Raw genomic sequence first — 20146 nt, forward strand, 5'->3', positions numbered from 1 at the left:
ACATGTCCAGGAAGAACCGTCTCGCCGTCGTGCTCGCAGCGCTGGTCGTGGGAGCGACCTCACTGGTCGCGCTGTCGCTCACTGCACCACCGGCTCACGCCGACACACAGACGACGAAGTCCAACATCTACCGCCAGGGATATGTCTCGACCGTCACGACCCGTTTCTACTCACCGAACATCTGCGTACGGACGAAGTTCCTGGGCGTCATCAGCTTCCGCGCCAACGTGCGGACCTGGAAGCGGTCCATCGAGAACGACACGCTCTACCTGTACTGGATCGACCAGGCCCGGCTCAGCAACAACACCCTCACCGTCACGACCTTCAAGCCGAACGGTTCGAGCTGCACGAGCACGCCGAAGAACTACCTGCGGCTCTCGGCCAAGCTCAAGGCGCGCGGCTACAGCTGCAAGTGGAGCCAGAGCATCAGCGTCGGTGTCCCTTGGCAGGCGAGCTACTCGTTCTGGCCGGACTGCGGCAACCGCGAGCTCGCGGGTTGGTCGGCGAAAGACGAGAACGGTGGCCACTACTTCAAGATGAGCAAGACCAATGACGTCGTGAAGTTCACCGGGTCCCAGGAGACCAACTGGTCGCCGACCAAGCGCTCCAACCTGACGTGGGGATGTCTCGGTGTCGCGGCAGACCTGACGCCGAAGACGGGCACCGCCGTCGACACGAAGACGACCAAGAAGATCAAGATCTGCCCGACCTGGAACGGCACGACCCGGGCTTGGTGACGATCGTCTTGGTCTCCCGGGGGTCGACGCCACCGCGGGCGGACGCTGCCACTGTGCGGTGTGCTCGCGGTGGAGATTCTCCGGGCTCTGTGGCGCCTAGGTAACAGATTCGTCAGGATTTGTGACCTGAACCACCGAGTTGCTTCCACGAGGCCCTGACCCGGTGTAGGTTCCCGCGGCAGGACATCTCGGTGGGCGGCGAGGTCTGCCTGCCGTAACGACACAGGAAGTGGGATTGTCTTGAGGCGAAACAAGGTAGTGGGGATCAGCGCCGCGGTGCTGGCCCTGGGTCTGTCCCTGACGGCGTGCGGCACGACCGAGGACGGCGACGGCGGCGGCAGCGACGCTGCCTGTGACCTCAAGCTGGCCTTCTTCGGGCCGGAGACCGGCGACGCCGCGGGTCTGGGCAAGCCGATCATCCAGGGTGCGCAGCTCGCGGTCGACCAGTACAACAAGGACGCCAAGTGCAAGGTCGGCCTGGAGAAGAAGGACTCGCAGGGCAGCCCGGACGCTGCTCCGGCGCTGGCGACCGACGTCGTGAGCGACGAGTCGATCATCGGCGTCGTCGGCCCGGCGTTCTCCGGTGAGTCGGCCGCGGCCGGCCCGATCTTTGCCGAGGAGGGCGTCCCGACGATCACCCCGTCGGCCACGAACCCGACGCTCGCCGACAACGGCTGGGCGACGTTCCACCGGGCGCTCGGCAACGACGCCACCCAGGGGCCGGCGGCCGCGAAGTACATCAAGGACACGATCAAGGCCAAGACGGTCTACGTGATCGACGACGCTTCCGAGTACGGCGCGGGCCTGGCCGGCATCGTCAAGAAGGACCTCGGCGGCGCCGTGTCCGGCACCGACACCATCCAGCAGAAGCAGACCGACTTCTCGGCGACCGTCACCAAGGTGACCGACAAGAACCCGGACGCGGTCTTCTTCGGCGGCTACTACGCCGAGGCGACGCTGCTCATCGGCCAGCTGCGCGACGGTGGCTTCAAGGGCACCTTCGTGGTGGCGGACGGTGTGAAGGACCCGGCCTTCCTCGACGCCAAGAAGGCCGCTGAGGGCACCATCATCACCTGCCCCTGCATCCCCGACACCGACCCGGCCGTGGCCGACTTCGCGAAGGCCTACGAGGCGGAGTTCGGTGAGGCTCCGGGCACGTACGCCGCTGAGTCGTACGACGCCGCGAACGTCTTCCTGGCCGGCATCAAGGACGGGATCGACGACCGCAAGGACATGCTCGAGTTCGTCAACGACTACGACGAGAAGGGCATCACCAAGCAGCTCAAGTTCGACGACAAGGGCGAGCCGGCCGACGTGCACGTCTACGCCTACACCGTCAAGGACGGCGCGATCGTTCCCGTCGGCGAGATCAAGTGATCCACGACTGATCTGATCGGCATGACAGGGGTGCGGCCGGGGACTCTCCGTCCCCGGCCGCGCTCGTGTCCGGATCCGCTGGCCAGGAGGCCTGGGTGAACCTGAACTTCGAATTCTTCTTCAACAACCTGCCCGAGCTCACCATCACCGGGCTCGCGTTCGGAGCCATCTACGCGCTGATCGCGCTGGGCTACACGATGGTCTACGGCGTTCTGCAGCTCATCAACTTCGCCCACAGCGAGGTGTTCATGTACGGCACCTTCGCCACGCTGTGGGTGGTCATGGCGTTCAACGCCGCCGACGCGAACGGGATCCAGCTGGTCCTGATCCTCATCGCCGCGCTGATCGCGTCCATGGCGATGTCGGCCGCGATCGCGCTGATCCTCGAGCGGGTGGCCTACCGCCCTCTCATCAAGCGCAAGGCGCCTCGACTCATCGCCCTCATCTCCGCGATCGGTGCGTCCTTCGTGCTGGCTGAGCTGATGGGCCTGCGCGACCGGGTCGCCTCGTGGGTGCACCTGGACGACAACCTGTCGGACTACGTCCGCAAGGCGAAGATCAACAACAGCATGGCGGGCGTGCTGGAGAAGCCCCGCTACGACGTCTTCGGCGTCTCCATCTCGCTGATCGACATCATCGTGATCGTCGCGGCGGTCGCGATGATGGTGCTGCTCGACCAGTTCGTCCGCCGCTCTCGCCTGGGCAAGGGCATCCGGGCGACGGCGCAGGACCCCGAGACCGCCTCGCTGATGGGCGTCAACCCCACCCGCACGATCCAGATGACCTTCCTCATCGGTGGACTCATGGCGGGTGTCGCGGGCTTCCTCTACATGCTCAAGCTGGACGCGACCAACTACCAGGTCGGCTTCCTGCTGGGCGTCAAGGCGTTCACGGCGGCGGTCCTGGGCGGCATCGGCAACCTGCGCGGCGCCCTCCTGGGCGGCCTGGTGCTCGGTGTCGCGGAGAACTGGGGTCAGGCCATCCTCGGCAGCGAGTGGCGCGACGTGATCGCGTTCGTGCTCCTCGTCCTGATCCTGCTGGTCCGACCTACCGGTCTGCTCGGTGAGTCGCTCGGAAAGGCGCGGGCATGAGCTTCAAGTCAAAGGTCGCCGGCCTCCCGACGCCGGTCAAGGTCCTCGTCTGGGTGCTGGTGGCGGCATTCGCCTACATCCTGCCCCTGCTCGAGCTGCCGATCATCTCGACTCCCGACTCCGACTTCGCGAGTGTGCTCTTCACCGTCAGCATCTACTGCCTGGTGGCACTCGGCCTGAACATCGTGGTGGGCTACGCCGGACTGCTCGACCTCGGGTACGTCGGCTTCTACGCGATCGGCGCCTACACGGTGGCGATCCTCACCTCGTTCCACGCCAGCTGGCCGCTGCTCCTCGCGATCCCGGTCGCGGTGGTCGTGGCCATGATCTCCGGGGTCATCCTGGGCGCGCCGACACTGCGCGTGCGGGGCGACTACCTCGCGATCGTGACGCTCGGCTTCGGTGAGATCATCCGCCTGGTCGCGGTCAACACCGAGTGGCTGGGTGGCAGCAAGGGCATCAACAACATCGGCCGGCCGCCGAACCTCGGCGATCCGGACAAGGACGGGCTGTTCCAGGTCCCGCACCTGTTCTGGGGCGACGGGACCGTGTTGGTCGACACCAAGGACACGACCCACTTCCTGATCTTCGGCTACGCCGACGCGGTGCCGTACTACTGGATGGGGCTCACCGCCGTCATCGTGGTGCTCATCGCCGACGTGCTGATCAAGAACAGCCGGGTCGGACGCGCCTGGGAGGCCACTCGCGAGGACGAGGACGCCGCCGAGCTGATGGGCGTCCCCACGTTCAAGTTCAAGCTGCTGGCCTTCTCGACGGGCGCCTTCGTGGGCGGTCTCGCCGGGGCGCTCTTCGCCAGCCGGCAGAGCTTCATCAACCCGCAGTCGTTCCTGCTGCTGTTCTCGATCCTCTACCTCGCGGCCGTGGTCGTCGGTGGTCAGGGCAACCGATGGGGCGTGCTCCTGGGGGCCGGGCTCGTGGCCTACCTGCCCGAGCGGTTCCGTGGGTTCGAGGACTTCCGCGTGCTCGCCTTCGGGCTCGCGTTGGTGCTGCTCGCGACACTGCGCCCGGAGGGCGTCCTGCCGCCGCGTCGTACGGTCCGGGCCAGACAGCTGGAGCACGAGCTGGACGAGCTGGAAGAAGGCAGCGACGGAGAGGAGGAAGCCCGTGTCTGAGCGCATCCTCAGTGTCGAGAACCTCACGCTGAGGTTCGGTGGACTGACCGCGTTGGACGAGGTCTCGTTCCACATCGAGCAGGGCGAGATCCTCGGCCTGATCGGGCCGAACGGTGCCGGCAAGACGACGTGCTTCAACGCGGTCACCGGCGTCTACCGCCCCACCAGCGGCGACATCCTGTTCCAGGGCCGCTCGATCGTGGGACTCAAGAAGCACAAGATCACCCAGCAGGGGATCGCCCGGACGTTCCAGAACATCCGGCTGTTCCCGACGATGACGGCGCTGGAGAACGTCCTGGTCGGCGCCGACGCCCAGCACAGCACCGGCATGTTCAGCGCGCTCTTCCGGCTGCCCAAGCACCGGCGAGAAGAGAGCCAGGGCCATGAGCGGGCGATGGAGCTGCTCCGGTTCATGGGCATCCACCGCAAGGCCGACGAGCTGGCCGCGAACATGTCCTACGGCGACCAGCGTCGTCTGGAGATCGCGCGGGCGATGGCGACGGGGCCCAAGCTGATCTGCCTCGACGAGCCCGCGGCCGGCTTCAACCCGGCCGAGAAGGTCGAGCTCATGGAGCTCATCCGCAAGGTGCGCGACCAGGGCTACACCGTGCTCCTGATCGAGCACGACATGAAGCTCGTCATGGGCGTCACCGACCGGATCGTGGTGCTGGAGTTCGGCCGCAAGATCGCGGAGGGCAGTCCTGCGGAGATCCGAGACAACCCGGCGGTCATCGCCGCCTACCTGGGAGTGGACGAAGAAGATGCTTCTTGAGGTCGAGGGCCTGTGTGTGAACTACGGGCACATCGAGGCCATCCGTGACATCAGCTTCAACGTCCCCGAGGGCACGGTCACCACGCTGATCGGTGCCAACGGTGCGGGGAAGACGACCACGCTGAAGACGATCTCGGGCCTGCGCAAGGTCCGGGCGGGATCGGTCCGGTTCGAGGGTCAGGACATCACCAACGTCGAGCCCTACGACCGGGTCAAGCTCGGGATCGGACAGTCGCCCGAGGGCCGGCGATGCTTCGTCGGCATGACGGTGCGGGAGAACCTCGAGATGGGGGCGTTCACCCGCAAGGACCGCAAGACCGCCGCCTACCGCGAGGACCTGGAGCGCGTGCTCTCGCTCTTCCCGCGGCTGGAGGAGCGGATCGGCCAGTTCGCCGGCACCATGTCGGGCGGGGAGCAGCAGATGCTCGCGATCGGCCGGGCACTCATGTCGCGACCGCGACTGCTGCTGCTCGACGAGCCGTCGATGGGTCTGGCGCCCAAGCTGATCCAGCAGATCTTCACGATCATCACCGAGATCAACCAGCAGGGCACCACCGTGCTCCTCGTGGAGCAGAACGCCGCACAGGCGCTCAAGCGCTCCCACGACGCGCACATCCTGGAGACGGGCGAGATCGTCCGCTCCGGCAAGGGCGAGGACCTCGCCGTCGACCCGGCCGTCAAGGCGGCCTACCTCGGCGGCGACGTCTAGTCACCGGCAACGCGAAGGGGCCCGGGCGCGATGCCCGGGCCCCTTCGTCGTCGTACGGCGGCTAGAGGATCCCACGCGCCTGGAAGGCGGCCTTCACCGTGGCCGCGTCGGTGGCGCCGTAGAGCGCGTTCGCAGTGGCGACGGTCGTGTTGGCGGCGGCGGCCCAGGAGGTGTTCGCGGCGTAGGAGAACTGCGCCTCGAGGATGATCTTGGTGGCCTTGTCACGCCCGAGGGACTTGTTGACGTCCCACAGCGCGTGGCTCCAGATCTCACCGTCGTCGTGCACCTCGCCGGTGCGGTTGGCGACGGTCTTGGCGGTGTCGAGGCGCCGGATGCAGTGCGGCGTCGTCGAGGTGTACGCCGTGGAGTCCCAGTCCATCACGCACGCCCACGGCGTCGTGGCGGAGTCGGGGGAGCCGGCCTGCGACATGGTGGCGGCCAGGTAGTCGCCGAAGCCCTCGCCGATCGCGCCCGCGTCGCTGGAGGAGCCGAAGCCGGGCACCTGGTCGTCCTGCACGGCGTGGCCGTACTCGTGCCACACGACCTCCTGGTCCTCGCCGTCGTCGACGCCGCCCGTGCCGATGGTGATGACGTCGGTGGACGGGGTGTACCAGGAGTTGTCCTGGGTGGTGGTGTCGACGCTGAGGTCCTGCGCCTCGGCGTTGACGTCGGTGAAGCCCAGGCCGCGGATGTAGGTCTGCAGCCGGTCGGCGGCGTAGTAGGAGTTGACCTGCTCGAAGCGGTCGTCGTCGCGGGTGTAGCCGAAGGCGCGGGTGGCGGAGTAGGCAGCGGGCTGCTTGCCCGAGGTCTTGTTGACGACCTTCGCCCAGGTGCCGCGCAGGTAGCCGGAGGTGTCGAGGTTGGCCAGCGTCACGGTCTTGTACGCCGCCGCGGGCACCGCGCTCGCCGCGTCGTTGCTGTCCTTGAGCGCCTGGTTCTGCTGGCTGACGACGGGGTTGGGGTCGAAGACCTTGCCGGTGCCGTCGGCGTGCTGGCGCTCGTCGACCACCTTGACGACCTTGCCCTGGTCGGCGCTGACGAGGACCTGCTTGTCGTCCTCGGTGCGCACCTCCCACACCAGCGTGGCGGGGGCGCCGGCGCTCGCCGGGAGGATCGCCAGGCGCGCGCCGCGGGCCTTGCCGTGCGACTTCGCGGCGCTGAGGGCGGAGGCCTTGGTGCGCCCGGCCTTGAGGTCCGGGAGGCCGCTCACCGAGAGGCGGCCGTCGTCGACCCTCGCGAGCCTGCCGGTGTGCACGACGTACCAACCGCCGAGCACGGGGACGCCGCCGTAGGTCTGCGCGTACGTCGTGTGCGTGCCGAGCAGGCTGGTGCGGGTCTGCACCAGGCGCACGTCGGTGGGCACCGGCGTGCTGGCCGCGGACGCCGTGGGGGAGGAGACCGGGGTGGGGCTGGCGCCGGCGGGGGTGATCGTGGAGACGGTGGCGGCGAGGGCCGCCGCCCCGAGTGCTGCGAGTGCTGCCCGAGAATTGCTGCGCATGCGACGTTACCTTTCGAGTCGGGTGGTGGCGCTCAGCCAACCACCCGACCCGGGGTCAGGGTAAGTACCCAGGCCGAAGATCTTTCCAGGGATCTCCTGCTGCGCGGTCTTTCCTGTCGCGGTGGAAGCGAAAGATCAGAGAACCTTCGACAAGAACGCCTGGGTCCGCTCGTGCTGCGGGTTCGACAGCACCTCGCCGGGCAGGCCCTCCTCGACGACGACGCCGCCGTCCATGAAGACCAGCTTGTCGCCGACCTCGCGGGCGAAGCCCATCTCGTGGGTCACCACCATCATGGTCATGCCCTCGGCAGCGAGGTCCTTCATGACGCCGAGGACGTCACCGACCAGCTCGGGGTCCAGGGCGCTGGTCGGCTCGTCGAAGAGCATCATGTCGGGGTCCATCGACAGCGCCCGCGCGATCGCGACCCGCTGCTGCTGGCCACCGGAGAGGTGGGCCGGGTAGGCCGCCTCCTTCTCGGCGAGCCCGACCCGCTCCAGGTTGCGCCGGGCGACCTCGATCGCCTCCTCCTTGCCCCGGCCACGCACGGTCCGCTGGGCCAGGGTGAGGTTCTTCAGCACCGACAGGTGCGGGAACAGGTTGAACTGCTGGAACACCATGCCGATGCGCGAGCGCACCTCGTCGAGGTCGGTCTCGGGGTCGGTGATGTCGATGCCCTCGACCAGGACCTCGCCCGAGGTCGGCTCCTCGAGCCGGTTGACGCAGCGCAGCAGCGTCGACTTGCCCGAGCCGGACGGGCCGATCACGCAGACGACCTGGCCGGGGTCGACGAAGAAGTCGATGCCCTTGAGGACCTCGTTGTGGCCGAAGGACTTGTGCAGACCGCGGACGGCGATCGCGGGGACGACGGCGTTCATCGGGTCGCCTTCCTCTGCCGGCGCTCCTGCCAGGCCACGAGCTGGGTGAGCGGGATGGTGATGACCAGGTAGAGCAGCGCCGCCTGGACGAGGCTGGTCACGGTCTGGGCCGACCCGCCGGTGGTCTGGAAGTCGCGGGCGATCGTCGTCAGCTCACGGCCGTCGAAGGTCGAGCCGATGACCGAGAGCAGCGCGGTGTCCTTGATCAGCAGCACGAACTCGTTGGTCAGCGGCGGGATGACGATCCGGAAGGCCTGGGGGAGCACCACCCGGAAGGTCGTGCTCGTGCCGCCCATGCCGAGTGAGCGGGCCGCCTCGGTCTGACCCTTCGGCACGGCCTGGATGCCGGCACGCAGGGTCTCGGACATGTAGGCGGCGGCGACCATGATCAGCGCGATCAGGCCGGCCCCCACGACCCCGCCGGGCGGGGTCCACTGGATCGCGATCGGCAGGCCGAAGCCCATGAAGATGATCACGATCAGGGCCGGCAGGCCCCGGAAGAACTCGACGTACGCCGTCGCGATCCAGCGCAGCGTCGCGATGGGGGAGAGCCGCATCAGCGAGAGCACCAGGGCGAACGCGAGACCGCCGGCGAAGGCGATCGCGGTGTACTTGACCGTGTTGACGGCGCCGATCGTGATCAGGTCGCCCCAGTTGCTGTCCGGGCCGGAGACGCCGCCGGGTGCCCAGAAGTTCGCGTGGATGGTCTTCCAGTCGGCCGCCAGCAGGAAGCCGAGGACCACCGCGACGACGGCGAGGTTGACCCCCCAGACGACGAGGCGCCGTCGTGTCGTGCGCTTCACTCGACCTCGAAGTACTTGTTGTAGAGGGTCTCGTAGGTGCCGTCCTTGCGCATCTCGGCGAGCGCGCCGTTGACGTCCTCGACGAGCTGGCTGTTGCCCTTCTTGATGGCCAGGCCGTACTGCTCGTCGGTGTCGTAGGTCTCCACGACCTTGAACTTGCCGTCCTTGGTGTGGTCGAGGTTGACCGGGAGGTCCTGCAGCAGCGCCTCGACCTGGCCGGCCTTGATCGCCTGGAACATCTCCGCGTCGCTCGGCAGGGTGACGACCTTGGCGCCCTTGGCGTTCTCCTCGGTGTAGGCCTTGCCGGTCGTGCCCTGCTGGACGCCCACCTTGACGCCGTCGAGGTCGCCGATCGCCGCGATCTTGCTGTCGGCGGGGACCAGGAGCGACTGCTTGGAGTCGTAGTAGCCCTCGGAGAAGTCGATGTTCTTCTTGCGGTCGTCGGTGATCGTCATCGCCGATGCGGCCAGGTCGCACTGGCCGGCGTTGAGGGCCTGGCCGCTCTGCAGGGCGTCGAAGGAGGAGTCCTGGTAGGCGAGCTTCAGGTCGAGGCGCTTGGCGACCTCGTTGACGATGTCGACGTCGAAGCCCTTGAAGCCCAGCTCGCTGCCCTTGTCGAAGTCCTCGAAGGGCGGGTAGGGGACGTCCGAGCAGACCGTCAGGGTGCCCTCCTTGACGACGGCGGCACCGGTCGCGGTCTTCCCGCTGTCGTCGGACCCGCACGAGGTGAGGGCGACGGCGACCGCGGCGGTCAGGGCGAAGGCAGAGAGTCGAGACTTGCGCATGGCGGCACTGTAGGCCTTTACCGAGCCCTGCACGAGGACCCGCCGATCACGGTGTGTGGATGTTCCACGATCGTGACCCGGGCGACGTCTCGATGTTGCACGGGAACTCGGGGATACCCCTGTCGGGCCCCCGCGGCGGGGCGTAGTGTGGTCGCCCGGACCGCACGAACCGCGCGGTTCCCGTCTTGGGTGAGGAAGGCAGGGACCGATGAGTCGATACTCGCTGACGACCCGGGTCGCGACGCGCGACGACGCGCCGATCCTGGCCGAGCTGTGGAGCGACGCCCTGCGCCGCGCCGACCGCTCGGAGCAGCTCGCCGACCTGGAGCTGATCGTCAAGGGTGCGGCGGCCTCGCCGGAGCAGCGCGTCGTCGTCGTCGAGTACGACGGTCAGGTGGCCGGCGCCGTCCACCTCCGGATCACGACGCTCTCGCCGCTCAACCTGGAGCCGTGCGTGCAGTCGATCCACCCCCGCGTGCTCGTCCAGTTCCGCCGCCACGGCGTGGGCCACGCCCTGATGGAGGCCGCCACCGCGTTCGCGGAGGAGAACGGGATCCTGCACGTGGTGACGGCGGTGCCGCACGCCTCGCGCGACGCCAACCGCTTCATGGCCCGCCTCGGCCTCGCCCCGGTGGTGATGTACCGGGTCGCCCCGACCGCGGTGCTGCGCAGCCGGGTCTCTCCGCAGCGGGTGCCGGTCGGTGCCGACGGCGGCCGGAGCAAGGTGATCGCCGCGCGGCGCTCCCTGCGCCGGGCGCGGGCCGAGCGGCTCGGCCTGCCCGAGCAGGCCTGAGGGTCTCAGCCCCGCTGGCCCGGGTCGCGCTCCAGCAGCGCGCAGGTGATCCGCGAGGTGCACACGCGGCGGCCGTCCTCGTCGCTGACGACGATCTCGAAGCTCGCCATCGTCCGGCCGCGGTGCAGCGGCGTGGCGACCCCGGTGACCAGGCCCGAGCGCGCCGAGCGGTGGTGGGTGGCGTTGATGTCGGTGCCGACGGCGAACCGGTCCGGGCCGGCGTGCAGGGCCGCGGCGACCGAGCCGAGGGTCTCGGCGAGGACGACGGAGGCGCCGCCGTGCAGGAGGCCGTAGGGCTGGGTGTTGCCCTCGACCGGCATCGTGGCGACCACGCGGTCGGGGTCGACCTCGACCAGCTCGATGCCCATCCGCTCGTTCAGGGCGCCCATGTTCGCGCGCAGGAACTCCGCGATCTCCTCGTTCGACGTCATGGGCCGAGGGTAGCGACGCCCGCGGCCCACCCCGCGGTCGGCCGGGCTGTCGGACGACCTCGGTAGAGTCGCCGGGTGCCCGAGACCACGCGACCGCGCCTGCTGCTCCTCGACGGCCACTCGTTGGCCTACCGCGCCTTCTTCGCGCTGCCGGTGGAGAACTTCTCGACCGCCACCGGGCAGCACACCAACGCCGTCTACGGCTTCACCTCGATGCTCGTCAACGTGCTGCGCGACGAGCAGCCGACCCACGTCGCGGTCGCCTTCGACGTCTCCCGGCAGACCTTCCGCACCGAGGAGTACGCCGACTACAAGGCCAAGCGCAACAAGACGCCGGGGGAGTTCAGCAGCCAGCTGCCGCTCATCGAGCGGATGCTGACCAGCTTCGGCATCGAGTTCCTCAAGGCGCCGGGCTTCGAGGCCGACGACATCATCGCGACCCTGGTCACCGACGCGCTCGCCGACGAGACCAGCGGCCTGGAGGTGCTCATCCTCACCGGCGACCGCGACTCGCTGCAGCTGGTGACCGAGCGCTCGACGGTGCTCTACCCGATGCGCGGGGTCTCCGACCTGGCCCGGATGACCCCCGCCGCCGTGGAGGACAAGTACGGCGTGCCGCCGCACCGCTATCCCGAGCTCGCCGCCATCGTCGGCGAGGTCTCCGACAACCTGCCGGGCGTGCCCGGGGTCGGGGCCGGCTTCGCCGCCAAGTGGATCAACACCTACGACGGCCTGGACAACGTGATCACCCACGCCGACAAGATCACCGGCAAGAAGGGCGAGTCGCTGCGCGAGCACCTCGGCGACGTGATCCGCAACCGGCGGCTCAACGCGCTGGTGCGCGACCTGCCGCTGGAGAAGAAGATCGATGACCTGGTGCTGCGCGAGTGGGACCGCACCTCCGCGCTGGAGCTGCTCGACGAGCTGGAGTTCCGCGGCGAGCTGCGCACCCGGATCATGGACGTCGTCGCCTCGGGCGAGGAGGTCGCGGTCGAGCCGGGTGTCGAGCTCGACGGCACGGTCCTCGCGGCCGACGCGGTCGCCGGCTGGCTCGACGCGATCGGCACCGACCCGCTCGGGGTGAGCGTGCGCGGCACCTGGGGCAGCGGCACCGGCCGGGTGAGCGGGCTCGGCCTGGCGCACGCGGACGGCCGGGCGGCGTACGTCGACGTGGAGACGTTGAGCCCGGCCGACGACACGGCGCTCGCCGCCTGGCTGGGTGACCCGGGGAAGCCCAAGGTGCTGCACGACGCGAAGGGCCCGGTGCTCGCGCTGGCGGCGCAGGGCTGGCCGCTGGCCGGGGTGCGGGAGGACTCGGCGCTGGCCGCCTACCTCGTGGCGCCCGACCAGCGCTCCTACGACCTGGCCGACCTGAGCCTGCGCTACCTCCACCGCGAGCTCGCCCCGGCCGAGGACGACGACCAGGGGATGCTCTTCGCCGAGGACGAGGCGGAGTCCGGGCAGGCCCGCAACGCGATGGTCCAGGCCCGCGCGGCGCTGGACCTGTCCGTGGAGCTGGCCGACGAGGTCGAGCGTGCCGGGGGCCACCGCCTGCTGACCGAGGTGGAGATGCCGCTGGTGTCGGTGCTCGCGCGCATGGAGCAGACCGGCATCGCGGTCGACGTCGAGCACCTCGAGGGCCTGGAGGCGCACTTCGGCGAGGAGGTGCGCAAGGAGGCGGAGGAGGCCTACGCCGTCATCGGCCGGGAGATCAACCTCGGCTCGCCGAAGCAGCTCCAGGTGGTGCTCTTCGAGGAGCTGGGGATGCCGAAGACCAAGCGCACCAAGACCGGCTACACGACCGACGCCGACGCGCTGCAGAAGCTCTACGCGACTACCGACCACCCGTTCCTCGCCCACCTGCTGCGCCACCGCGAGGTGATCCGGCTGCGCCAGACCATCGAGGGGCTGCTCAAGACCGTGCAGCCCGACGGCCGGATCCACACCACCTTCCACCAGACGATCGCGGCGACCGGCCGGCTGTCGTCGACGGAGCCGAACCTGCAGAACATCCCGGTCCGCACCGAGGAGGGGCGCCGGATCCGGGAGGCCTTCGTGGTCGGCCCGGGCTACGCCTCGCTGATGACGGCCGACTACAGCCAGATCGAGATGCGGATCATGGCGCACCTGTCCGAGGACGAGCTGCTCATCGAGGCCTTCCGCTCCGGACGCGACTTCCACGCCGAGACCGCCTCGCGGGTCTTCGACGTCGCGCCCGAGGACGTCACCCCGGAGATGCGGGCCAAGATCAAGGCGATGAACTACGGCCTGGCCTACGGGCTGTCCGCCTTCGGCCTGTCCCAGCAGCTCGGCATCGAGCCGGGGGAGGCGAGCGGGCTGATGGCAGAGTACTTCGAGACCTTCGGTGGCATCCGCGACTACCTCACCGGCATCGTCGGCGAGGCCCGTGGGACCGGCTACACCGAGACGATCATGGGTCGCCGGCGCTACCTGCCCGACCTCACCAGCGACAACCGGATGCGCCGGGAGGCCGCCGAGCGGATGGCGCTCAACGCCCCGATCCAGGGCTCGGCCGCCGACATGATCAAGGTCGCGATGCTGCGCACCCAGAGCGCGCTGGAGGACTCCGGCCTGTCCTCGCGGATGCTGCTCCAGGTCCACGACGAGCTCGTGTTCGAGGTCGCCGAGGGTGAGACCGAGGCGCTGGACGCGCTGGTGCGCGAGCAGATGGCCGGCGCCGCCGACCTCACGGTCCCGCTCGACGTCTCCGTCGGGACCGGCCGCAGCTGGCACGAGGCCGCGCACTAGGCACGGGCTCGACCCAGGTCAGCGCGGGTCGAGGAAGCGCAGCCCCGTGTAGGTGCTCAGCGCCGCCTCGAAGACGGGGAAGTTGGCGATCGACGACTCCTTCGCCTTGGCCCGCTGCCGGCGCTTCCGGCCGCGCACCACCACGTGGGTCCAGCCGTTCTCGGAGTCGTGCTCGGAGGTCACCGTGTCGATCTCGTCCCAGCGGATCGGCTCCCCCTCGACGACGAGGGCGGTCGGCCGCAGGGTGACCGCGCCGAGGTCGACCGACTCTCCCGCGCGCAGCCGCTCCTCGAAGGTGGCGAGCCCCGCCGCGACGGCCAGCTCGCGCACCCGCTCCTCCAGCTCACCGCTCACCCCGGCCCGGTCAGGGCTGCCCTCGATGCCGACCTGGCCGCTCTCGAAGTGCAGCACGCGGTGCCAGGGCGCGGTCGTGAGCACGCCGCGACGGACCATCCTGATCCCGTCGGCGTGGACGCCGACGTACTCGTTGCCGCGCCAGCGCACCGCCAGCCCGCAGCTGAAGGCCACGACGCCCATGAGCACCGGGGTGATCCAGCCCCACGCCGCGCCGTCGGCGGCGCGCGGGACGAGCACGACGCCGAAGACGACGAGGGCGACGGCCAGCAGGACGCCCGTCAGCGGGACGTAGCACTCGTAGAACGCGCTGGGCCCGCCGCTGGCCAGCTCGGGGCGGTCGCCGGCCACGAGCGGAGCCGCGCGCAGGTCGCGTCGCCCGGCTCGCACCAGCGCGACGAGGAGGACGACCGCGAGCAGCACGAAGCCCGACCCGACGCCGAGCCCCACGACACGCACCTGGTCGTCGCGACTCGTGCCCAGCGTGGCGACGTAGCCCAGCCCGAGGAGCCCCACCAGCCCCAGCCACACCGCGGAGGCGACCGAGACCCGGGTCAACGCGCGCAGTGCCGCGGCGTGGGTGTCGGTGGCGGTGTCCATGCGTCACGGTAGCCGTCGGTCGTCGAGCGATGTCAAGAGATCCACGACACCCCGACTGCTTGGCCGCACGCTCTAGCGTCGTCGCGTGAGCACAGGGGAGTCGCTGCTGCCGGACCCGGAGCAGGTCACCGTCGACGGGGTCGAGGTGGCGACGTACGTCCTGACGCCCGAGGGCGCGCCCCGGGGCGACGTGGTGCTCTGCCACGGCACGCCGTGGTCGGCGCAGGTGTGGGCCGAGGCCGGGCGTGCCCTGAGCACCGGCCACCGGGTGTTCCTGTGGGACATGCCCGGCTACGGCGCCTCGCCGCAGGACCCGGTGGTGCCGGTCGACCTCGCCTCCCAGATGGCCCGGTTCGCGCACCTGCTGGAGCACTGGGGGTTGGACCGGCCGCGGGTCGGCGCGCACGACATCGGTGGCGCGGTGGCGCTCGGCGCCCACCTCCTGCACGGGCGCGAGTACGACGGCCTGTTCCTCTGGGACGTGGTGACCCTCGACCCGTGGGGGTCGCCGTTCTTCCGCCTGGTCGCCGAGCACGCCGACGTCTTCGCCCGGCTGCCCGCCGCGCTGCACGCCGCCCTGGTCCGGGAGTACGTCGCCGGCGCGGCCCGGCACCCGCTGAGCCCCGCGTGGGCCGACCGGCTGGTCCGGCCGTGGCTGGGGGAGGCGGGGCAGCCGGCCTTCTACCGGCAGATCGCCGCGCTCCGGCCCGAGCACACCCGTCCGATCGAGGAGCGCCTGGCGCAGGTGCGCTGCCCGGTGCGCATCGGCTGGGGCGAGCAGGACCCCTGGATCCCGGTCGAGCAGGCGACGCGGCTGCGCGACCTCCTCCCGGGGAGCCCACCCGTGGTGCTGCTCGACCAGGTCGGTCACCTCGCCCCGGTCGAGGCGACCTCGGCCGTGACCCGCGCCCTGGTGGACTGGCTGGCCGCCGAGGGCTAGCCGGTCAGGCGGCCGGCTGCGGCACGGCCTCCCGCTTGTGCCGGAACATCTGCAGCGCGATCAGCAGCGCCACCACGAAGGCGTCGACGGCCGCGACCGTCACCGCGAGCCCGCGCACGCTCTCGGCCTGCGCGCCGGCGACGACGAGGACCACGACGCCGGTGGCGATGAGGTACTTGGTGGCGCGCCCGCGCTTGGCGAGACCGGCGTAGACGAGCAGCTGGAGGACCGAGAGCAGGCCGCCGAGGACCGCGAAGAGCCAGAGCTGGTCCTGCACGGCGGCGTAGTCCTGGCCGCCGATGAAGACCAGCGCCAGCCCCGAGAGCACGTACGTCGCCGCGGCGCAGGCCGCACCGAGGCCGGCCAGGAAGCCGAGGCCCTTGAGGACCGCCGCGCGGCTCTCGCCCGCGGTGGACATCGACGGGAACAGGATCACCACGGCGAACTGCGGCAGGAAGAGCACCGCCTTGGTGACGATGAGCCCGCCGGCGTACAGCCCGGCGTCGTGCTCGTCGAGGACGCTGCGGGCGACGACGACGTCGAGGTTGGAGAGGGCGAGGAAGGCGAGCAGGGCGACCGAGCTGCCGGCCGTCTCGCGGATCACGTCGCGACGCACGTGGTGGTCGTGCGACTGGTCCGGGCCGCTGGCGCGCTGGCGCAGCGCCCAGTGACCGATGGCGACGGGCAGGCAGGACGCGATCAGCACGCCGAGCATCGCGCTGGTCTCGGTGTCCCACACGAGCAGGAAGGCGCCGCCGAGCACCACCCGCGGCACGCCGACGGCGAGGTAGACCAGGCTGAGCTGGAGCCAGCGCCGCTCGCCCTGCAGCACGCCGGCCTGGCCGCCCATGATCGTGGTGGGCACGACGCACAGGGCCAGCAGGATCGCCGGCAGGGGGCCGTCGAGGCGCAGCAGGTGCCACACGGCGGGGGTGGCGGCGAGGGTGATCGCGCCGAGGATCAGCGCGCTGCCCCAGGTCGTGCGCAGCACGGTCTCCTCGATGGCGGCCACGTCGTCGGGCTCGGCGGAGATCCGGCGGGCAGCGGTGGCCTGGAGCCCGAGCTGGACCACGGTGAGCACCATGAGCAGCGCCATGAGGCTGGCGACCTCGCCGTACTGGCTGGGGCCGAGCAGCCGCGCCGCGACCATCTGGAAGGCGTAGGTGCCGACGTTCGTGGCGGCCATCGCGATGGCGATGCCGGCTGTGCTGCGCAGCAGGTCGAGCACCCGGCTCGTGCTGCGACCGGGGGTGCCGGACGCGGTGAGGGTCCGGGACTCGGGATTCGTGGGCACCACGTCCCCGAGCCTATGCGGGCCGGACGCAATGATGAGACCCGGCACGACGAGGAGAGGGACGGGGTGCAGGTGGTCACACGCGGCGAGCGCTGGATCGCGCTGTGGTGCGTCGTGCTGGCCGTCGTGCTGCTCGGCCCGGCGCTGGGCGACGGCCCGGTGCTGACCTACGACATGGTCTGGGTGCCGGACCTCGCGCTGCACCGTGACGTGCTCGGCCTCGGCACCGGGCTGCCGCGCGCGGTGCCCTCGGACGCGGTCGTCGCGGTGCTCGACGAGCTGGTCCCCGGGATCCTCCTGCAGAAGGTCGTCCTGCTGGGCCTGCTCGTCCTCGCCGGGTACGGCGCCGCGCGGCTCGTCCGCGGCCCGGCCCTCGCCCGGGTGGCCGCCGCCGGCATCTTCGAGTGGAACGCCTTCGTCGTCGAGCGGCTGCTGGTCGGGCACTGGCCGGTGCTGGTCGGCTACGCCCTGCTGCCCTGGGTGCTGCTGCTCGGGCGTCGCTGGCGCGCCGACGGGCGGCTGCCGATGCCGCTGCTCGTGGCGCTGCCGTTCGCCAGCCTGTCCGCCTCGGCGGGCCTGGTCACCGCGGTCGCGCTGGTCGCCTCTGCCCGGGGGAGCGGTCGCCGGCGGCTGCTGGTCCTGCTGCTCGCCGCCGCGAACGCGCCCTGGCTGGTCGCGGGCCTCGCGCACGCCTCGACGGCGACGACCGACCCGGCCGGCGCGCACGCCTTCGCCCTGCACGACGAGGGCCCGGTGCCCGGTCCGCTCGCGGCGCTCACCCTCGGCGGCATCTGGAACGCCGAGGTCGTGCCGGACTCGCGCACCGGCGCGCTCGGCTGGGTCACCCTTGTCGCCCTGGGCGCCCTGTGCGTGGCGGGTGCCCGCCGCTGGTGGCGCGACGACGAGCACCGCGACCTGCTGGTGTGCTGGGCCGTCGGCTGGGTGCTCGCGAGCGCGACCTGGGTGGCCCCGGGCGCGGTGGGCTGGCTCGGCGAGACCGTCCCCGGTCTCGGGGTCCTGCGCGACGGCGGCCGGGTGCTCGGGCTGTGCGCGCCGCTGCTCGCCGTCCTGGTCGGCCACGGCCTCGCCGAGCTCGCCGCGCGCGCCCGGGTCGCGGCCGCGGCGGCGCTGCTCGTCGCGCTCCTGCTGCCGGTCGCGCTGCTGCCCGACGCCGCGTTGGGCGTGGGCGGGCGGATCGACCCGGCGACGTACCCGGACTCGTGGCGCCAGGCCCGCACCGCCCTGGCCGGTGCCGACGTCGAGGGCGACCTGCTGGTGCTGCCGCTCACGGCGTTCCGGCAGCCGGTGTGGAACCACGGGCGCACCGTCTTCGACCCGCTCGGGCGCTACCTCGCCCATCCCTACGTCGCCAGCGACGTCCTCGTCGTCTCCGGCCGGCCGGTCGCAGGGGAGGACCCGCGGGTGGCTGCCGCGGCCGAGGCGCTGGCGGCTCCGACGCCGCAGGCGCGTGCCGAGCGGCTGCTCGCCGCGGGCATCGGCGCCGTCGTCGTCGACGGCGAGGCGCCGGGCGCCACCGAGGTGCCCGAGATCGCGGGGACGCCGCTCGCCGGCACCGGCGGGCTCACCGTGCTCACCCTCGACGGCGAGCCCACGGTGAGCGCCGCGGGCTGGGGGAGCACGCTGGCGACCGGGCTGGGGTGGGCGGCGTACGTCTCGGTTCTGGTCACGGGCTTGGCCGGGGTCGTCCGGAACACCGTGCGGAGGCGGCGGCGCTGCTAGGCTGTCCCCAACCTTGAGGGAGGGGAATGATGGGAACCATCGTCAGCATCATCGTCGGTGGCGCGGTCGCCGCAGCCACGATCGTCGGTGTCGTCCAGACGCAGACGCAGACGCCGGACAAGTCGCCGGTCAGCGTCAGCGACGTCGGGATCAACTACGGCTCCAACTGAGCCGTTCCGCGACGCGGACGAACGTCAGACGCCCGGGAGCGATGCTCCCGGGCGTCCGTGCTTTTCCAGACCGCGGTCAGCGGGTCAGGGCCTTCTCCCCGCGCTGCGGCAGCAGCCGGAACCGGCGGCGACCGGCGGCCTCGCCGACCACCGCGGCGAAGGCCGCCTGGGCGCGGTCCCAGGAGTAGGCGTAGCTCATCGACAGCGCCTCCTTGCCGAGCTCGCGGCGCTGGCGCTCGTCACCGAGCAGGTCCATCAGGGCGGCGGTGAAGCCGACCTTGTCGTCGACCAGCACGCCGGACACGCCGTCGTCGATCGACTCACGGGTGCCGCCGGCCGAGCGGTAGGCGATCGCCGGCGTGCTGTGCATGCCGGCCTCGCCGATGACCAGGCCCCAGCCCTCCTTGAGGGAGGGCAGGAGCAGCAGCCAGGCGCGCTCGTAGGCCTCGTGCTTGGCGTCCTCGTCGACGTGGCCGAGGAAGCGGACCGCGTCGCCCGCCCCGCGCGCGGCGGCGTAGGCGTGCAGCTCATCGCGCCACCAGCCGTCGCCGACGACCTCGAGGGTCAGGTCCGGGTGGACCAGCCGCGCCGCGAGCACGGCGTCGATCGCGTGCTCGACCTGCTTGTGGGGCACCAGCCGGCCCACCACCGCGACGGTCGGCGCCTCGGCCTTGCCCGGCGCGGTGAGCGGCGCGGGCTCGGTGCCGTTGTGCACCACGGTGACCCGCGCGGGGTCGACCCCCAGCTCGGCGAGCTCGCCACGGGTGGCCTCGGAGACCGCGACGTAGCGGCTGCGGCGGTAGAGCCACGGCGCGAGCCGGCTCTCCAGCCACCAGCCGACGCGCCCGGTCAGACCGGGGTAGACGACCGGCCACTGCTCGCGGTGGACGTGGTGCACGAGCACCACCACCGGCTTGCGGGTGACCAGCCGGGTGAAGAACGGCAGGCCGTTCTGCACGTCGACCACCACGTCGGGGTCGCCGAGGTCGCCGCGCCGCAGTGCGCGCATGCCCTCGAGGTAGACCGTGAGCTTGGTGCCGCGGCGCACGTAGCGCACCCCGTCGACGACCTCGTCCGCCGGCGCGCCCTCGTAGGCAGCGGTGAACACCGTGACCCGCGCTCCACGAGCGACCAGTCCTGCTGTGACCTTCTCCAGGTAAAGCTCCGCACCGCCACCCTCAGGATTGCGCATATCGCGCCAGCTGAGGCAGACGACGTCCCTCCCCTGGAGGTCCTCCCAAACCTCCATAGCAGGACATGCTACCTGTAGGGTC

At 70.8% G+C, this 20146-nt stretch carries 19 protein-coding genes; 11 read left to right on the forward strand and 8 right to left on the reverse strand.

The window, feature by feature from the left end; genetic code table 11:
• Window positions 1–2: 2 nt before the first annotated feature.
• From MRBLML1_RS18285 to MRBLML1_RS18310, 6 genes are all read left to right on the forward strand, one after another.
• On the forward strand, window positions 3–737 hold the full coding sequence (locus tag MRBLML1_RS18285; protein WP_364518616.1) for a hypothetical protein: 735 nt from the start codon (window positions 3–5) through the stop codon (window positions 735–737).
• 258 nt (window positions 738–995) lie between these two features.
• Window positions 996–2114 (forward strand): branched-chain amino acid ABC transporter substrate-binding protein, encoded by a 1119-nt coding sequence (locus MRBLML1_RS18290; protein WP_364518618.1) that lies wholly within the window; start codon window positions 996–998, stop codon window positions 2112–2114.
• A 95-nt stretch (window positions 2115–2209) separates the two neighbouring features.
• Complete coding sequence (locus MRBLML1_RS18295) at window positions 2210–3205, forward strand: branched-chain amino acid ABC transporter permease (RefSeq protein WP_364518620.1); 996 nt, start codon at window positions 2210–2212, stop codon at window positions 3203–3205.
• The gene (locus tag MRBLML1_RS18300) at window positions 3202–4338 is read left to right on the forward strand and encodes a branched-chain amino acid ABC transporter permease (RefSeq protein ID WP_364518623.1); all 1137 of its coding nucleotides are present in this window, start codon (window positions 3202–3204) and stop codon (window positions 4336–4338) included. The genes MRBLML1_RS18295 and MRBLML1_RS18300 overlap by 4 nt, the downstream gene beginning before the upstream one ends.
• The gene (locus MRBLML1_RS18305; protein WP_364518625.1) at window positions 4331–5110 is read left to right on the forward strand and encodes an ABC transporter ATP-binding protein; all 780 of its coding nucleotides are present in this window, start codon (window positions 4331–4333) and stop codon (window positions 5108–5110) included. The genes MRBLML1_RS18300 and MRBLML1_RS18305 overlap by 8 nt, the downstream gene beginning before the upstream one ends.
• Complete coding sequence (locus tag MRBLML1_RS18310; RefSeq protein ID WP_364518627.1) at window positions 5100–5819, forward strand: ABC transporter ATP-binding protein; 720 nt, start codon at window positions 5100–5102, stop codon at window positions 5817–5819. Before MRBLML1_RS18305 ends, MRBLML1_RS18310 begins: the two co-directional genes overlap by 11 nt.
• A 61-nt stretch (window positions 5820–5880) precedes the next feature.
• Here MRBLML1_RS18310 and MRBLML1_RS18315 read toward each other — a convergent pair whose 3' ends face one another.
• The 4 genes from MRBLML1_RS18315 to MRBLML1_RS18330 all read right to left on the reverse strand — a co-directional run bounded on the left by MRBLML1_RS18315 (window position 5881) and on the right by MRBLML1_RS18330 (window position 9781).
• Window positions 5881–7317, reverse strand: coding sequence for a M4 family metallopeptidase (locus MRBLML1_RS18315; RefSeq protein ID WP_364518629.1), 1437 nt, complete (start codon window positions 7315–7317; stop codon window positions 5881–5883).
• Between the two features lie 135 nt (window positions 7318–7452).
• Window positions 7453–8193 (reverse strand): amino acid ABC transporter ATP-binding protein, encoded by a 741-nt coding sequence (locus tag MRBLML1_RS18320; protein ID WP_364518631.1) that lies wholly within the window; start codon window positions 8191–8193, stop codon window positions 7453–7455.
• Window positions 8190–8996 (reverse strand): amino acid ABC transporter permease, encoded by an 807-nt coding sequence (locus MRBLML1_RS18325; protein ID WP_364518633.1) that lies wholly within the window; start codon window positions 8994–8996, stop codon window positions 8190–8192. Before MRBLML1_RS18325 ends, MRBLML1_RS18320 begins: the two co-directional genes overlap by 4 nt.
• Window positions 8993–9781, reverse strand: coding sequence for an ABC transporter substrate-binding protein (locus tag MRBLML1_RS18330; RefSeq protein ID WP_364518635.1), 789 nt, complete (start codon window positions 9779–9781; stop codon window positions 8993–8995). The genes MRBLML1_RS18325 and MRBLML1_RS18330 overlap by 4 nt, the downstream gene beginning before the upstream one ends.
• 208 nt (window positions 9782–9989) lie before the next feature.
• On the opposite strand from MRBLML1_RS18330, the gene MRBLML1_RS18335 reads away from it, so the two are divergent.
• On the forward strand, window positions 9990–10574 hold the full coding sequence (locus tag MRBLML1_RS18335; protein WP_364518637.1) for a GNAT family N-acetyltransferase: 585 nt from the start codon (window positions 9990–9992) through the stop codon (window positions 10572–10574).
• 5 nt (window positions 10575–10579) lie between these two features.
• Here MRBLML1_RS18335 and MRBLML1_RS18340 read toward each other — a convergent pair whose 3' ends face one another.
• Window positions 10580–11005 (reverse strand): PaaI family thioesterase, encoded by a 426-nt coding sequence (locus MRBLML1_RS18340; RefSeq protein WP_364518639.1) that lies wholly within the window; start codon window positions 11003–11005, stop codon window positions 10580–10582.
• Window positions 11006–11080: 75 nt separating this feature from the next.
• Between MRBLML1_RS18340 and polA the strand changes: the two genes are divergently transcribed.
• The gene (polA, locus tag MRBLML1_RS18345; RefSeq protein ID WP_364518641.1) at window positions 11081–13774 is read left to right on the forward strand and encodes a DNA polymerase I; all 2694 of its coding nucleotides are present in this window, start codon (window positions 11081–11083) and stop codon (window positions 13772–13774) included.
• Window positions 13775–13792: 18 nt separating this feature from the next.
• Here polA and MRBLML1_RS18350 read toward each other — a convergent pair whose 3' ends face one another.
• Complete coding sequence (locus tag MRBLML1_RS18350; protein ID WP_364518643.1) at window positions 13793–14728, reverse strand: hypothetical protein; 936 nt, start codon at window positions 14726–14728, stop codon at window positions 13793–13795.
• A gap of 85 nt (window positions 14729–14813) precedes the next feature.
• On the opposite strand from MRBLML1_RS18350, the gene MRBLML1_RS18355 reads away from it, so the two are divergent.
• Window positions 14814–15668, forward strand: coding sequence for an alpha/beta fold hydrolase (locus MRBLML1_RS18355; protein ID WP_364518645.1), 855 nt, complete (start codon window positions 14814–14816; stop codon window positions 15666–15668).
• A 4-nt stretch (window positions 15669–15672) separates the two neighbouring features.
• On the opposite strand, the gene MRBLML1_RS18360 is transcribed toward MRBLML1_RS18355, so the two are convergent.
• Window positions 15673–16965: a lipopolysaccharide biosynthesis protein gene (locus MRBLML1_RS18360; protein WP_364518647.1), complete on the reverse strand. Its 1293-nt coding sequence runs from the start codon at window positions 16963–16965 to the stop codon at window positions 15673–15675.
• Window positions 16966–17028: 63 nt separating this feature from the next.
• On the opposite strand from MRBLML1_RS18360, the gene MRBLML1_RS18365 reads away from it, so the two are divergent.
• On the forward strand, window positions 17029–18702 hold the full coding sequence (locus MRBLML1_RS18365) for a hypothetical protein (RefSeq protein ID WP_364518649.1): 1674 nt from the start codon (window positions 17029–17031) through the stop codon (window positions 18700–18702).
• Between the two features lie 29 nt (window positions 18703–18731).
• Entirely contained in the window at window positions 18732–18872 is a 141-nt protein-coding gene (locus tag MRBLML1_RS18370) for a hypothetical protein (RefSeq protein ID WP_364518651.1), read from the forward strand.
• Between the two features lie 76 nt (window positions 18873–18948).
• On the opposite strand, the gene MRBLML1_RS18375 is transcribed toward MRBLML1_RS18370, so the two are convergent.
• Window positions 18949–20121 (reverse strand): glycosyltransferase family 4 protein, encoded by a 1173-nt coding sequence (locus tag MRBLML1_RS18375; RefSeq protein WP_364518653.1) that lies wholly within the window; start codon window positions 20119–20121, stop codon window positions 18949–18951.
• Window positions 20122–20146: the final 25 nt, after the last annotated feature.

This window comes from Nocardioides sp. LML1-1-1.1, from assembly GCF_040676175.1.
Classification (GTDB): Bacteria; Actinomycetota; Actinomycetes; order Propionibacteriales; family Nocardioidaceae; genus Nocardioides.

Bases quoted from the DNA above. Each gene is read 5' to 3' on its own strand.
- MRBLML1_RS18285 (WP_364518616.1), top strand. From the start codon at position 3: ATGTCCAGGAAGAACCGTCTCGCCGTCGTGCTCGCAGCGCTGGTCGTG.
- MRBLML1_RS18300 (WP_364518623.1), top strand. From the start codon at position 3,202: ATGAGCTTCAAGTCAAAGGTCGCCGGCCTCCCGACGCCGGTCAAGGTC.
- MRBLML1_RS18310 (WP_364518627.1), top strand. From the start codon at position 5,100: ATGCTTCTTGAGGTCGAGGGCCTGTGTGTGAACTACGGGCACATCGAG.
- MRBLML1_RS18315 (WP_364518629.1), bottom strand. From the start codon at position 7,317: ATGCGCAGCAATTCTCGGGCAGCACTCGCAGCACTCGGGGCGGCGGCC.
- MRBLML1_RS18320 (WP_364518631.1), bottom strand. From the start codon at position 8,193: ATGAACGCCGTCGTCCCCGCGATCGCCGTCCGCGGTCTGCACAAGTCC.
- MRBLML1_RS18330 (WP_364518635.1), bottom strand. From the start codon at position 9,781: ATGCGCAAGTCTCGACTCTCTGCCTTCGCCCTGACCGCCGCGGTCGCC.
- MRBLML1_RS18335 (WP_364518637.1), top strand. From the start codon at position 9,990: ATGAGTCGATACTCGCTGACGACCCGGGTCGCGACGCGCGACGACGCG.
- MRBLML1_RS18340 (WP_364518639.1), bottom strand. From the start codon at position 11,005: ATGACGTCGAACGAGGAGATCGCGGAGTTCCTGCGCGCGAACATGGGC.
- MRBLML1_RS18350 (WP_364518643.1), bottom strand. From the start codon at position 14,728: ATGGACACCGCCACCGACACCCACGCCGCGGCACTGCGCGCGTTGACC.
- MRBLML1_RS18370 (WP_364518651.1), top strand. From the start codon at position 18,732: ATGGGAACCATCGTCAGCATCATCGTCGGTGGCGCGGTCGCCGCAGCC.
- MRBLML1_RS18375 (WP_364518653.1), bottom strand. From the start codon at position 20,121: ATGGAGGTTTGGGAGGACCTCCAGGGGAGGGACGTCGTCTGCCTCAGC.